This is a genomic window from Novosphingobium acidiphilum DSM 19966, assembly GCF_000429005.1.
In the GTDB taxonomy this organism is placed as follows: Bacteria; Pseudomonadota; Alphaproteobacteria; order Sphingomonadales; family Sphingomonadaceae; genus Novosphingobium; species Novosphingobium acidiphilum.
Window position 1 is genome coordinate 198,992 of record NZ_AUBA01000004.1, and the last position, 12,691, is coordinate 211,682.

Annotated in this window: 13 protein-coding genes; 8 read left to right on the forward strand and 5 right to left on the reverse strand. The window is 65.1% G+C overall.

Translation table 11 applies throughout. The features are described 5' to 3' along the window. Window positions 1–144 precede the first annotated feature (144 nt). Window positions 145–951, forward strand: coding sequence for a phytanoyl-CoA dioxygenase family protein (locus G404_RS0105135; RefSeq protein ID WP_036520422.1), 807 nt, complete (start codon window positions 145–147; stop codon window positions 949–951). 8 nt (window positions 952–959) lie between these two features. Here G404_RS0105135 and G404_RS0105140 read toward each other — a convergent pair whose 3' ends face one another. Then, a complete protein-coding gene (locus G404_RS0105140; protein ID WP_156906203.1) occupies window positions 960–1,409 on the reverse strand; it encodes a hypothetical protein in 450 nt (149 codons plus the stop codon). A 116-nt stretch (window positions 1,410–1,525) separates the two neighbouring features. After that, window positions 1,526–2,233: a GntR family transcriptional regulator gene (locus G404_RS0105145; RefSeq protein ID WP_028640128.1), complete on the reverse strand. Its 708-nt coding sequence runs from the start codon at window positions 2,231–2,233 to the stop codon at window positions 1,526–1,528. Between the two features lie 222 nt (window positions 2,234–2,455). Here G404_RS0105145 and G404_RS0105150 point away from each other — a divergent pair, with 222 nt between their 5' ends. Further along, complete coding sequence (locus G404_RS0105150) at window positions 2,456–3,841, forward strand: aminotransferase (RefSeq protein WP_028640129.1); 1,386 nt, start codon at window positions 2,456–2,458, stop codon at window positions 3,839–3,841. On the opposite strand, the gene G404_RS0105155 is transcribed toward G404_RS0105150, so the two are convergent. Next, on the reverse strand, window positions 3,838–4,422 hold the full coding sequence (locus G404_RS0105155) for a TetR/AcrR family transcriptional regulator (protein WP_028640130.1): 585 nt from the start codon (window positions 4,420–4,422) through the stop codon (window positions 3,838–3,840). The genes G404_RS0105150 and G404_RS0105155 overlap by 4 nt on opposite strands. Window positions 4,423–4,647: 225 nt before the next feature. Here G404_RS0105155 and G404_RS0105160 point away from each other — a divergent pair, with 225 nt between their 5' ends. Further along, the gene (locus G404_RS0105160; protein ID WP_028640131.1) at window positions 4,648–4,974 is read left to right on the forward strand and encodes a CC_3452 family protein; all 327 of its coding nucleotides are present in this window, start codon (window positions 4,648–4,650) and stop codon (window positions 4,972–4,974) included. Between the two features lie 57 nt (window positions 4,975–5,031). On the opposite strand, the gene G404_RS0105165 is transcribed toward G404_RS0105160, so the two are convergent. Both G404_RS0105165 and G404_RS0105170 read right to left on the reverse strand, forming a co-directional pair. After that, window positions 5,032–7,155, reverse strand: coding sequence for a xanthine dehydrogenase family protein molybdopterin-binding subunit (locus tag G404_RS0105165; RefSeq protein ID WP_028640132.1), 2,124 nt, complete (start codon window positions 7,153–7,155; stop codon window positions 5,032–5,034). Beyond that, complete coding sequence (locus G404_RS0105170) at window positions 7,152–7,625, reverse strand: (2Fe-2S)-binding protein (protein ID WP_028640133.1); 474 nt, start codon at window positions 7,623–7,625, stop codon at window positions 7,152–7,154. The genes G404_RS0105165 and G404_RS0105170 overlap by 4 nt, the downstream gene beginning before the upstream one ends. A 170-nt stretch (window positions 7,626–7,795) precedes the next feature. Here G404_RS0105170 and G404_RS0105175 point away from each other — a divergent pair, with 170 nt between their 5' ends. From G404_RS0105175 to G404_RS0105195, 5 genes are read left to right on the forward strand one after another with little or no spacing between them, the layout of a single operon-like run. Then, a complete protein-coding gene (locus tag G404_RS0105175) occupies window positions 7,796–8,521 on the forward strand; it encodes a gamma-glutamyl-gamma-aminobutyrate hydrolase family protein (RefSeq protein WP_028640134.1) in 726 nt (241 codons plus the stop codon). After that, window positions 8,518–9,378, forward strand: a complete 861-nt coding sequence (locus G404_RS0105180; RefSeq protein ID WP_028640135.1) for an ABC transporter permease — start codon at window positions 8,518–8,520, stop codon at window positions 9,376–9,378. The genes G404_RS0105175 and G404_RS0105180 overlap by 4 nt, the downstream gene beginning before the upstream one ends. Further along, window positions 9,378–10,220 (forward strand): ABC transporter permease, encoded by an 843-nt coding sequence (locus G404_RS0105185; RefSeq protein ID WP_028640136.1) that lies wholly within the window; start codon window positions 9,378–9,380, stop codon window positions 10,218–10,220. Before G404_RS0105180 ends, G404_RS0105185 begins: the two co-directional genes overlap by 1 nt. Next, window positions 10,220–11,305 (forward strand): ABC transporter ATP-binding protein, encoded by a 1,086-nt coding sequence (locus G404_RS0105190; RefSeq protein ID WP_036520425.1) that lies wholly within the window; start codon window positions 10,220–10,222, stop codon window positions 11,303–11,305. Before G404_RS0105185 ends, G404_RS0105190 begins: the two co-directional genes overlap by 1 nt. A 52-nt stretch (window positions 11,306–11,357) precedes the next feature. Beyond that, window positions 11,358–12,686: an NAD(P)/FAD-dependent oxidoreductase gene (locus G404_RS0105195; RefSeq protein ID WP_051280224.1), complete on the forward strand. Its 1,329-nt coding sequence runs from the start codon at window positions 11,358–11,360 to the stop codon at window positions 12,684–12,686. Window positions 12,687–12,691: the final 5 nt, after the last annotated feature.

Sequence of the window (12,691 nt, forward strand, 5' to 3'; positions counted from 1 at the left end):
GCCCTCCATGCCAGCCGGCGCAGCATGACGCGCACGGCGGCGCCCGGCAAGGCGGTGACGATTAGAAAAATTGTACTTGGCGTGGCCTGCGCGCGGTGCTTGTCTGATCGCCGTCCTACCCCGGTTTTTTTAGGATATTCGCGCATGACCACGCTGCCGCTGCTGTCACCTGAAACCCACGATGCGTTTCGCGCCGATGGCGTGGTCGTGCTGCGCGGACTGTTTGCCGAATGGATCGACCGCTTGCGCGAAGGGGCGCGCACCAATCTTGACCGGCCAAGCCCGCTGCACCGCAATTACACCCGCGATGGTGCGCGTTTTTTCGGCGATTATTGCAATTGGACGGCAATCCCCGAATTTCGCAGCTTCGTACACGACAGCCCTGCGGGCGAAATTGCGCGCCAGTTGATGGGCTCGCGCGTGGCGCGGATCTTTCACGAACATCTGCTGGTGAAAGAGGCCGGGGCCGACATCCCCACCCCATGGCACCACGACAGCCCGTATTATTGCGTGTCGGGCCAGCAAAGCGTCAGCCTGTGGCTGCCGCTCGATCCGGTCCCGCGCGAAATCTGCCTTGAATCGGTGGCTGGCAGCCATGCCTGGGGCAAGCTGTTCCGCCCGCGCCGGTTTGACGGCACCGCCTATGACCACACCACCGACGATCTGGTCGAGATGCCCGACATTTCGGCGCATCGCGATGAGTATCGCATCCTGTCGTGGGATCTGCAGCCGGGCGATTGCATCGCGTTCGATTTTCGCACCGTGCATGGCGCGCCCGGCAATCGCACCGCAGGCGGCCGCCGCGCCTTTTCCACGCGCTGGTTCGGCGAAGATGCGGTCTATGCCGACCGGGGCGGCGCGACGTCACCGCCCTATCCGCACCTGGCCGGGCAGTTGAAAGCGGGCGACCCGCTGCCGCTGGACGAATTCCCGGTGATTGCGCGCGCCTGAGCGCGCGATTACTGCCCCAGGCGCTTCAACGCTTCGGGCGGCATGTATTTGGCAAACGCCGACATCGCCGCGCCCACCGACGGATCGGTCATCGCATCGCGCATTGCGATGGCACCAAGCGTGCTGAACCCCTGTTCGACGCCCTTGGCATCGCCGGCCTTTTTCAACGCCAGGATCTCGTTCAGGCAATCAACCGTCATCAGCCGGGTATACGTCGCAGCCAGCGCACGATCGGCCGCTTCCTTGCCTGCGGGGTCAACCTGAACCATGGTCTGGGCCAGCGAGGACGAGGCAAGACTGCCCAGGATCCAGCGCACCAGCGCCTCGCGATCGGCGCCGGTCGATTTTTTGACGAGGCACGTCGACAGCGCCTGTTCCAGGGCCTGGTTGTCCGTCTGGGCCATGGCCGGGGTGGCCAGAACCAGCGAGCCAACCGCAATTGCGATAACCATACGCATCAAGGTGTCGTCCTTCGTCAAAAGAGATCGGTGTGCAACATAGGCAAATGCGCTCCGGCGCGCCGCCGGCGATTGGCGGTCGGACCGTGTGCGGTGTCCGGGATCGGGATGCTTGGCTACCACGCGTTCAGCCGCTCCCAATCCTGCATCAGATCGCCGCAATCGCCGATATCGGCGGCGATCGCAGCGCCCAGTGCGTCCGCATCACCCGCAGCGATCGCGGCAAGCGCGACGCGGTGCTGATCGATCATCTTGGCGGTGCCATAGCGGCCATAGACAACCCGCATGAACGGCCCGAACTGCATCCACAGGCTATCGATCATGCGCAGCGCCAGCGGCAACGGCGCCGCGCCATAGATCAGCGAATGGAACCGGTGGTTTGATTGCATATAGGCCAGCACATCCCCACCGGCCAAGGCGGCGTCGGTCGCCTCGTCGGCGGCTCTGATGCGGTGCAGCAGGTCGGTATCGATATGCGGCAGCGCGGCGCTGGCCACCATCGGTTCGAGCAGACGGCGCAACCGCATGATCTCGTCAAACCGGGCCGAGGTCATGCGCGGCACCATGACCGCGCGCTTTGACCGGATTTCGACCGCGCCTTCGGCCGCAATCCTGCTGAGCGCATCGCGCACCGGCATCTGGCTGACCCCAATTTCCTGCGCCAGACCGCGCGTCGAAATGCCCACGCCCGGCGCAATCCGCCCGGTGATCAGCCGGGTGCGCAGATCGTTGTAAACCTGTTCGCGCAGCGAAGTCGGACCATCGCCCACTGCCAGGTCATCGTCAAAATCCTGGATCGGATCGGCGCTGACGACTGCTTTCATCGGTACGATCACCTTTTGGGCGTTGCGGTCCGACACACCTTGGCGAAATCGGCGCCCGGGCGCAATCTCTTGCCATCGCAATGCAGACGCCCGGGCCGCGATGGTGCCTCAACGGCCACGTTGCCGGCCCGACATCGCATTGACGCTCTGCCGCCTTAAAGCTATCTGTGATCTTAGTTGACGGCCCGGCCGCAACGACAGGTCCTCTTGCGAAAGAATTCCATGGTCACGGTTCGCAATTACGACATTCCCGCGCTGCGCCAGCTGGATGTTGCGCACCATCTGCCCGCGCAATCGAGCTATGGCCTGCAGGTGGAACTGGGCGGAAGCCGGATCATCACGCACGCGCAAGGATCGACCGTCTATGACGGCGATGGCCATGCCATTCTGGACGGGATGGCCGGATTGTGGTGCGTCAATGTCGGCTATGGGCGGCCCGAACTGGTCGAAGTGGCAGCGCGCCAGATGCACGAACTGCCGTTCTACAACACCTTTTTCCGCACCGCGACCGTACCGCCGATCGAACTCGCAGCGCGCCTTGCCGGGCTTCTGGGGGGCGAACTGCAGCACGTGTTCTTCAACAACAGCGGGTCGGAATCGAACGACACGGTGTTCCGCCTGGTGCGCACGTATTGGGCGATGAAGGGGCAGCCGCAGCGCAGCGTGTTCATCAGCCGGCACAACGCCTATCACGGATCAACGGTTGCCTCGGCCAGCCTGGGCGGCATGGACTATATGCACGTCCAGGGCGGGCTGCCGATCCCCGGCGTCGAACACGTGATGCAGCCTTATGCCTTTGCCGACGGGTTCGGCGAAGACCCGGATGTGTTTGCCACCCGCGCGGCGCAGGCCATCGAAGATCGCATCCTGGCGGTCGGACCCGAAAACGTTGCCGCCTTCATCGGTGAACCGGTCCAGGGCGCCGGCGGGGTGATCATCCCGCCGCGCGGTTATTGGCGCAAAGTCGAAGCGATCTGCCGCAAATACGGCATCCTGCTGGTCAGCGACGAGGTGATCTGCGGCTTTGGGCGGCTGGGCCAATGGTTCGGGTTTCAGCATTACGGCATCACCCCCGACATCGTGTCGATGGCCAAGGGCCTGTCGTCGGGATACCTGCCGATTTCCGCCACCGGCGTGTCACGCGAAATCGTTGCAGTGCTGCGCGCCTCGGGCGAGGATTTCGTGCATGGCTATACCTATTCGGGCCATCCGGTCGCGGCCGCTGTGGCGCTGCGCAACATCCAGATCATCGAGGATGAGGACCTGGTGCGGCGCACGCGCGAAGACACCGGCCCTTATCTGGCGCGCGCGCTGGCGCAACGGCTGGCGGATCATCCGCTGGTGGGCGAAGCGCGTTCGCTGGGCCTGATCGGCGCGGTCGAGATCGTGGCGGAAAAGGGCACCAACCGCCGCCACGGCGGTGGCGGCCAGGCCGGACCGATCGTGCGCGATGCATGCATTGCGCGGGGCCTGATGGTCCGGGCAATCCGCGATTCGATCGTGATGAGCCCGCCATTGGTGATCACGCACGCCGAAATCGATCAGATTGTCGACACGATCGCCGCCGCGCTCGACGCCAGTGCCGGGGCGCTTGCGGCGCTCGACTAATCGCGCGGGCCGCGGGCCAGCGCCACGGTGGCGCCGCCTGCGACCTGCAGCAGGGTTTCGCGGCTGGCCTGCGCGCGCGCCATCGCCATCAGGCCCAACACCATGACGACCAGCGCATTGGCCGCTGTGGCCGGGTCCTGGTCGCGCCGATAGTCGCCGGCGCGTTGTGCGTTTTCGATCTGCAACTGGAACCAGCCGCGCACCTCGTCGACCAGCATCTGCGCCAGTTCGAGTGTTTCTGAGCTGTGCGCAAAGCGCTCCATGATGGTGTTGCAGATCAGGCAACCCTTGCGATCGGGATCGTCGGCCAGTGCGCCGACAAAACCCCGCAGCCACCCGTCGATCGCCGCGGCACCTTCGACCCCGGTCGGAATCGTGCTGCGAAACCCTTCGCCATAGCGTTGAAACACGCGGCGAAAGAGGTCGTTCTTGTCCTTTACAAAGGCATAGATACTGCTCGCGCCAAGTCCGGTGGCCTCGTAGATGTCGGACATCGAAGTGGCGGCAAAGCCGCGCCGCCAGAACACATCCAGCGAACGATCCAGAAACGCATCGATATCGAAACTGCGCGGGCGCGCCATGCCTTGCCTGCTCCTAGGTTCGTAAAAAAAACCTATCAATGATCGGAAAACGGGTTGACCAGTTCCGGAACGTTCATTACCGTAACAATCGTTCCAGAATGGACCTGTGCCATGAATATCACGCCATTACCAGTCGCACGTCGATGTCCGTTCGCCTCCACTCTGGCGCAAACCGGCTTGGCCGGAACCCGAATGCTCCCCCCTTTCGACCAAAGGATAAGACCGATGGCCCGTACCCTTGCCGCGCTGAAACTTGCCCTGCCGTTTGCCCTGATGATTGCCGGCCCTGCCATGGCGCAATCGGCCGACGGTTATTATCATGCCGTGATGGAAAAGCCGGCCGCGCCCGGCAGCCATGTCGTATCGAGCGACGTGGTCTGGACCGCCAACGGCACAGCCTATGACGCCTCGGTCTCGGGCGACATTCCCAAGCGCGTCTGCGCGACACTGGCGCAGAAGACCGGCACGATCACCGGGTTTACGGTCGAAGGAAAGCCGCTTTCGGCCGACGACCTGGCCTATTGCAACAAGCACGCACGCAAGACGAAATAAGCATCTGCCTGCGGTGATGAACCTTGCCCCCTCCCCCCCGCGGGGAGGGGTTCGGGTTCAGGCGGTGTGCAACGCCTTTTGCAGTGGCAGCGAACGCACCCGCTTGCCCGTGGCGGCAAACACCGCATTGGCCAGCGCGGGGAAGATGACCGCGTTGGGCGGTTCGCCCATGCCGCCGGGCTTTTCGTGGTTTTCCACGATCGACGTCTCGATCTTCGGCGCCTCGTTCATGCGCAACACGCGATAGTCGTGGAAATTCGACTGTTCGACACGGCCATTGGCAATCGTCACTTCGCCGTATAGCGCAGCCGAAGTGCCAAAGATCACCCCGCTGTCGATTTGCGCTGCAACCCCCGAATGGTTGATCACCTGCCCGCAATCGACCGCCACGGTAACCTTTTTGACCACGATCTGGTTGTCCTTGTCGACCGTGACTTCGGCCACCGCCGCCATATAGGTTTCCCACAAGTGGATCACCGCCACGCCGCGACCGATGCCGGGCGCGGGCTTGTCATCCCATCCCGACAACGCATGCGCGATTTCCAGAACGTGGCGCGCGCGCGGGTCCTCGATATGCGCCAGACGGAACGCGATCGGATCCTGGCCGACCTGGTGCGCCAGCTCGTCGATCGCCGATTCCATCACGAATGCGCTGCGCAACGGCCCCACGCCGCGCCACCAGCTGGTCGGCACCATGCTTTCCTGCTGCTGGAACGTTACCTTGCGCGCGGTGGCGGGATAGATCGGCGTGATCGCGCCTTCGACGGCATCGTCATCGACACCCTTGAACGCGGCGCCCATCAGCCGCGCATAGATCGACGATCCGGCAATCTTGTGTTCCCAGGCCGCAATCTTGCCATCGGCGCCCAACGCGATATCGATGCGATCGGCATAGGCGGGGCGATACCAGTCGTGCGCCGTGTCTTCCTCGCGCGACCAGATCAGCTTGACCGGAAACGGCACCTGCCTGGCCAGATCGATGCACCGTTCGATCATGTCGGTTTCCAGGCGCCGGCCAAAGCCGCCCCCCATCAACCGGTTGTGCACCGTGACTTTGTCCAGCGTCAGGCCCAGCCGTGCCGCCGCCGCCTTGCGCGCGTCGGACGGGACTTGTGTGCCGGTCCAGATTTCGCATTGCCCGTCATGGACATGCGCCACGCAATTGGCCGGTTCCATTGTGGCATGGGCCAGAAACGGCTGGGTATAGGTCGCGACAAACCGATGCGCGGCGCCTTTGCGTGCCGCATCCAGATCGCCCGAGGTTGCGGCAACAACGCCCGGCTTGTCGAGTGCAGCGGCCACCGCACCGACGATCGCGGCGGTCTGGGTGCCGTTCAACGCCGCATCGGCCGTCCACTGCGGCTTGGCCGCGGTCATGCCCTGCCGTGCCGACCAGGTGTTGTCGGCCACGATATACACCACATCCGCACCGCGGATCACGCCCGACACCCCGGGCACCGCGCGCGCGGCGGCTTCATCCACGCCTGCCAGTTTGCCACCGAACACCGGCGACACCGCGATCGCCGCATATCTCATACCCGGCAGCACGACATCGATGCCGTATTCTGCCGTGCCGCGCGCCTTGGCATCGCCATCCAGCCGGCGCTGCGATTTGCCGATCACGCGATAGGCCGTGGCCGGACGCACGGGTGCCTCGGTCGGCAGCGGCGCCGCTGCTGCGGCCGCGACAAGCGCTGCATAAGGCAACACTTTGCCGCTGGGCTTGTGCACGACCGCACCGTTTTGCGCATCGCATTCGCCTGCCGCCACGCCCCACTGCCTTGCCGCTGCATTGACCAGCGCGGCGCGCGCCTTGGCCCCGGCTTCGCGCAGCGGTTGCCAGACCTCGCGCACCGATGTCGATCCGCCGGTGCCCTGGTCGATCGGCGCAAAGCGCGCCGCATCGCCATCGGGCAGCGTGACCTTGATGGCTTCGGGTTTTACCGCCAGTTCTTCGGCGGCGATCATCGTGATCGTGGTCAGGATGCCCTGGCCCATTTCGGTCTTGGGCAGCGCCAGCGTCACCTGCCCCGCGGCATCGACCGCCAGCCAGGCGTTGGCAGCCAGCGACGGCGTGGTGGCGGCGCGGCTGCGCCCGTTGCCCATCGCAACGGGCACGACCAGCGCGCCGGTCACAACCCCTGTGGCCAACAGGACATCACGGCGTGTGGCGCGGCTCATGCTTTGTCTCCCGCATGGATTTCAGCGGCGCGCTTGATCGCCGAACGGATCCGCGGATAGGTTCCACAACGACAGATGTTGCCGCTCATCCCTGCATCGATCGCGGCATCGTCGGGCCGCGGATTGTCGCGCAGCAACGACGCCGCCGCGACAATCTGGCCCGGCTGGCAATAGCCGCATTGCACCACATCGCCTTCGTTCCAGGCGGCGACCAGCGCCTTGCCCAATGGCTGTTCGGTCAGGCCCTCGATGGTGGTGATGGTCTTGCCCACCGCATCGCCCGCGGGCGTCTGGCACCCGAACACGCGCACGCCGTCGACCAGCACACTGCATGCCCCGCACAGGCCTGCCGCACAGCCAAATTTGGTGCCGGGCAGATGCGCGATATCGCGCAGCAGCCACAACAGCGGCATTTCGGGCGAGGCGTCAAAGTCGCGCCGCTTACCGTTGATCGTCAAAGTAACAGCCATGATCTTCCCCAGGGTGGACCTTTTGACCAGCAGAAGGCCGCAGCCCACCGCCCATGTCAAGCACCCTGCAGGGGCACGGGCACGCAGGAATGCGGTTGCACTGGCGTCGGCCGCCGGTATGACAGGTTTTCCGCTTTGATCACAGTTCGTAAATCGGAGTTTTTGCGCAGATGGGCCGTCCCCTGCTCGGCATTGTTGCGTGCACGCGCAATCATGAGGACGAGACCATTCACCGCGTGATTGACCGGTATCTGCGTGCGCCGGCGCAAACCATGGCCGTCGATGTCGTGCTGATCCCGGCGCTGGGTGCGCTTGCCGACAGCCGCAATCTGGCCGCGCGGATCGACGGCCTGCTGCTGACCGGCAGCACATCCAACCTCGAAAGCTGGCGCTATGGCGGCGCGGGCGACCACGGCCCCTTCGATCCCGCGCGCGATGCCACCAGCCTGATGCTGGCGCAGGCCATGCTCGATGCCGGCAAACCGGTGTTCGGCATCTGCCGCGGGTTCCAGGAATTGAACGTGCTGTTCGGCGGCACGCTGCAGCACCTGCCACCGGCCCGGCAGGCGCTGCACCACGCACCGGCGGGCGTTTCGATCCCGGCCATGTTCGCGCATGGCCACACCGTCACCCCGGTGCCGGGCGGCATGCTGGCCCAGGCACTCGGCACGGCACCGATCACGGTCAATTCGGTGCATTTTCAGGCGATCGACACGCTGGGGACTGGCCTTGTGGCGCAAGCCCACGCCCCCGACGGACTGGTCGAGGCGTTTTCTGCGCAAGTCGGCCCCGCGCAAGTGCTGGGCGTGCAATGGCACCCCGAATGGGACGCCGGGCACAACCCGCAATCGCGCTGGTTCTTTGATGCTTTGGGCCGTGCCATGGGCGCGTCATGACGCGCATTACCGGGGGCAGCCGCGCCGCGTTCTGGGCGCTGTTCGCCGCACCGGCGGTGTGGATGACCGCGTTTTTCGTGGTGCCGCTGTCGGTGATCTGGGCCTACAGCTTTGGCCGCACGCTGGGGCTGACCCAGGTGGACGTGACCGGCACGCTGGCCAATTATGCGCGCGTGTTCGATCCGGTTTACCTGTGGATCTTTGCCAAGTCGCTGGTCTTTGCCGGTGCCACGACCGCGATCTGCCTGGTGATCGGATTTCCTTATGCACTGGTCATGACCTTTGCGTCGAACCGCGCCAAGATCGGCCTGCTGCTGGCGATCATGCTGCCGTTCTGGACCAACCTGCTGGTGCGCACCTATGCGCTGATGGCGGTAATGCGCACCGAGGGGTGGATCAACGATGGCTTGGGCGCGGTCGGCCTGGGGCCGTTCGAAATGCTGCACACCAATTTCGCGGTCATCACGGGGCTGGTCTATGTCCACCTGCCGTTTATCGTCCTGCCGCTGTTTTCCACTTTGGACCGGCTCGATCGTTCGCTGATCGAGGCCAGCCTTGATCTGGGCGCGGGCCACTTGCGCACCATTTTCCAGGTGGTGATCCCGATTGTGTGGCCCGGTATCCTGTCGGCCTTGCTGTTGTGCTTCATTCCCGCGCTGGGATCATACCTGACGCCTGATCTGCTGGGCGGGACTGACAGCCAGATGATCGCCAGCGTGATCGAGCGCCAGTTCAAGCGCGCCAACGACTGGCCGTTCGGCGCGGCCCTGTCGTTCATGCTGATGTACCTGACGCTGGCCGCGATGGCCTGGCGCGCGCTGGCTGAACGCCGCGCCGTGCTGCGCAAGGCGCGCTGATGGGCAGGCGTCGCGCACCGGGCCCGCTCGACTATGCCCGACGCTGGCCGCTGCGGCTGTGGGTCGCGGGCGTCATGCTGTTCCTCTACCTGCCGCTGGCCAGCCTGATCGCGTTCAGCTTCAACGATTCCAGACGCACCATCCGCTGGCAAGGGTTCACGTTTGGCTGGTACGGTCGCCTGGCCAGCGATGATGCGCTGATCGCAGCCTTTGCCAATTCGCTGACCATAGCGGCGATGTCGACCGTGGTCAGCGTGGTGCTGGGCGCGATGGCGGCGGTTGCGCTGTGGCGGTTCCGCTTTCCCGGCCGCAGCGCGTTCGACGGGGTGATCACGCTGCCGATCGTGGTGCCCGAAATCTGCATGGGCGTCGCGATGCTGGTGTTTTTCGGCACCATCGCGCCGTGGCCGCGCGATCTGGCCTGGCCGTTCGATCTGGGCGCCATCGCGATTGCGCATATCACCTTCAGTTTTCCCTTTGTCACCGTGGTCGTGCGCGCGCGGCTCGCCTCGTTCAACCGCGAGATGGAAGAGGCCGCGCGCGATCTGGGCGCCAGCGAATTGCGCGCCCTGTGGGACGTGGTCTTGCCGCATATGCGCCCGGCGCTGATTTCGGGCGCCTTGCTGGCGTTCACGCTCAGCCTTGACGATTTTGTCATCACCTTCTTCACCGCAGGGCCCAACACCGTCACGTTTCCGGTCAAGATCTATTCGATGGTGCGATTTTCGGTCACGCCCGAGGTCAATGCCGCCTCGACCGTGCTGATGGCGATCACTGTCATCCTGACCTTGATCGGGATGACGCTTCAGGGCACCGATATTGCCAAGACAGAAGGCGCCTGATGCTGATCCGGTTTGAAAACGTTACCAAACGCTTTGGCCGCTTTGCCGCGGTCGACAATGTCAGCCTGGACATTGCCGCGGGCGAATTCTTTGCGCTGCTCGGCCCGTCGGGCTGCGGCAAGACCACGCTGCTGCGCATGTTGGCAGGCCTGGAACCCTTGAGCGAAGGGCGCATCCTGATCGACGGCATCGATATGGCGGGCACGCCCCCCAACCGTCGCCCGGTCAACATGGTGTTCCAGTCTTATGCCGTGTTTCCGCATATGACCGTGGCCGACAATGTCGCCTATGGGTTGAAGATCGACAAAGTGCCCCGTGCGCAGCGCGAAACGCGCGTGGCCGAGGCGCTGGATCTGGTCAAACTGGGTGATTTCGCGCAGCGCCGCCCCGATCAATTGTCGGGCGGGCAGCGGCAGCGCGTGGCCCTGGCCCGTGCGCTGGTCAAACGGCCCAAAGTGCTGCTGCTCGACGAACCGCTGTCGGCGCTCGATGCCAAATTGCGCGATGCGATGCGCGGCGAACTTGCCGCGATCCAGCGCGAGGTCGGCGTGACATTCGTGATGGTCACGCATGACCAGGACGAGGCGCTGGCCATGGCCAGCCGCTGCGCGCTGATGAACCTGGGCAAATTGCAGCAGGTGGCAAGCCCCGGCGATCTCTACGAACACCCGGCCAACCGTTTCGTGGCCGACTTCATCGGCTCGATCAATCTGTTCGAAGGCACATTGGCGCCGGACAACACCTTTGCCACTGCGGCGCTCGACACGCCGGTCCTGATCGAACCGGGCGCAACCGCAGGCCCGGCGTGGATCGGCATCCGGCCCGAAAAGATCGTCATGACCCCCGCCAGCGCGCCGCGCCCCACCGGTCCTGCCGCGCGGCCCGCGGCCAATGTGACGCGCGGCACGATCGTGACCAGCGCCTATCTTGGCGCAACCACCCAGTACGACGTCCGCACCGGCAGCGGCACGCTGATCAAGGTGACCGCCCCCAATGGCACGCGCAGCACCAGCCCGGCGCTGCCCGTCGGCACCGCGGTCTGGCTGCACTGGGCACCCGATGCACCGGTGGTGCTTTACGGATAAACCCGTGGCGTCCGATTGACCGGCCCCGGCCCCGGGCGTAGACGAGACGGCAATGTTGAAGTCTCGATCCATCGAGAGGGCAGGTCCGGGTGGCTGTGATATCCGCCACTTTCCACGCTCGTACTATGCCGCGACGATCGACCAAACGATCGACGCTCCGGCGTTGCAGCACGATGCGATCACCGACCATTGCGTGATCGGTGGCGGCTTTACCGGGCTTGGCGCCGCGCTGGCGCTGGCGCGCGCAGGCCAAAGCGTCCGCCTGGTCGAAGCGGGCCCCATCGGCTGGGGCGCGTCGGGCCGCAACGGCGGCCAGGTTCATGTCGGCTGGCAACAGGATCTGCCGTGGCTCGAGCGACGGCTGGGCCACGCCGCCACATCCGCCATGTGGCAGGCGGCGCTGGCCGCGCGCGCGCATCTCGATACGCTGCTCGACCTGTGCGATGATCGTTGCGATTACCGCCCCGGCCTGATCCATGCCGACCACCGGCCGGGCGCAGTCGCACAGACCCATGCGCATGTGGCAATGATGCGCGACACCTGGGGCTATCGCAGCCTGACCGCGCTCGATCGCGATGGCCTGCGCGCAGCAGTGGGCAGCCCCGACTATCACGGCGGCAGCATCGACATGCTGGGTGGTCATCTGCACCCGCTCAAACTGGCAATGACGATGGCGCGCGCGGCGCAGTCCGCAGGGGCGGTGATCCACGCCCACACCGCCTGCACCGCGCTGACCCGCACAACCGGCGGCTGGTGCGTGACCACCCCGCACGGCGTGATCCGTGCCGGGCGCGTGCTCGATGCCACGGGCGCCTATGCGCGCGCGCTGGTGGGCGAAACCCAGTCGCGGATCCTGCCGATCAACAATTATATCGCCACCACCGCGCCGCTCGATCCCGCGATCGCACAAGGGTTGATCGCCAATGGCGCCGCGGTTTCGGACGCGCGGTTTGTGGTCTATTATTTCCGCATGACCCCCGATCATCGCCTGCTGTTCGGCGGCGGAGAAACCTACGGCACGCGCATGCCGCGCGATCTGGCCGGCGTGGTGCGGCCGCACCTGCAACGCATCTTTCCGCAATTGGCGGGCGTTGCGATCGATCATGCCTGGGGTGGTACGCTGGCCATATCGCCCAACCGGCTGCCCTTCGTGATCGAGCCGCAACCTGGCCTCTATGCCGCCAACGGGTTTTCCGGCGTCGGTGTGGTGCTGGCGCCGTGGCTGGGCGATGCGGTGGGTCGCGCCATGGCGGGCGAGGCCAATCCGGGGTATGACCTTGTTCGGCGCCTGCCCGCGCCGCGTTTTCCCGGGGGGGTGTGGCTGCGTTGGCCGACCCAGGCCCTGGCCATGCGCTTCATGGCATTGCGCGACCGCTTCTGATTGAT

What these genes read in the sequence shown, in the direction of transcription:
- G404_RS0105150 (WP_028640129.1), top strand. Translation starts at nt 2,456, where the DNA reads ATGGTCACGGTTCGCAATTACGACATTCCCGCGCTGCGCCAGCTGGAT.
- G404_RS0105170 (WP_028640133.1), bottom strand. Translation starts at nt 7,625, where the DNA reads ATGGCTGTTACTTTGACGATCAACGGTAAGCGGCGCGACTTTGACGCC.
- G404_RS0105145 (WP_028640128.1), bottom strand. Translation starts at nt 2,233, where the DNA reads ATGAAAGCAGTCGTCAGCGCCGATCCGATCCAGGATTTTGACGATGAC.
- G404_RS0105155 (WP_028640130.1), bottom strand. Translation starts at nt 4,422, where the DNA reads ATGGCGCGCCCGCGCAGTTTCGATATCGATGCGTTTCTGGATCGTTCG.
- G404_RS0105195 (WP_051280224.1), top strand. Translation starts at nt 11,358, where the DNA reads ATGTTGAAGTCTCGATCCATCGAGAGGGCAGGTCCGGGTGGCTGTGAT.
- G404_RS0105140 (WP_156906203.1), bottom strand. Translation starts at nt 1,409, where the DNA reads ATGCGTATGGTTATCGCAATTGCGGTTGGCTCGCTGGTTCTGGCCACC.
- G404_RS0105165 (WP_028640132.1), bottom strand. Translation starts at nt 7,155, where the DNA reads ATGAGCCGCGCCACACGCCGTGATGTCCTGTTGGCCACAGGGGTTGTG.
- G404_RS0105160 (WP_028640131.1), top strand. Translation starts at nt 4,648, where the DNA reads ATGGCCCGTACCCTTGCCGCGCTGAAACTTGCCCTGCCGTTTGCCCTG.
- G404_RS0105185 (WP_028640136.1), top strand. Translation starts at nt 9,378, where the DNA reads ATGGGCAGGCGTCGCGCACCGGGCCCGCTCGACTATGCCCGACGCTGG.
- G404_RS0105190 (WP_036520425.1), top strand. Translation starts at nt 10,220, where the DNA reads ATGCTGATCCGGTTTGAAAACGTTACCAAACGCTTTGGCCGCTTTGCC.
- G404_RS0105175 (WP_028640134.1), top strand. Translation starts at nt 7,796, where the DNA reads ATGGGCCGTCCCCTGCTCGGCATTGTTGCGTGCACGCGCAATCATGAG.
- G404_RS0105135 (WP_036520422.1), top strand. Translation starts at nt 145, where the DNA reads ATGACCACGCTGCCGCTGCTGTCACCTGAAACCCACGATGCGTTTCGC.
- G404_RS0105180 (WP_028640135.1), top strand. Translation starts at nt 8,518, where the DNA reads ATGACGCGCATTACCGGGGGCAGCCGCGCCGCGTTCTGGGCGCTGTTC.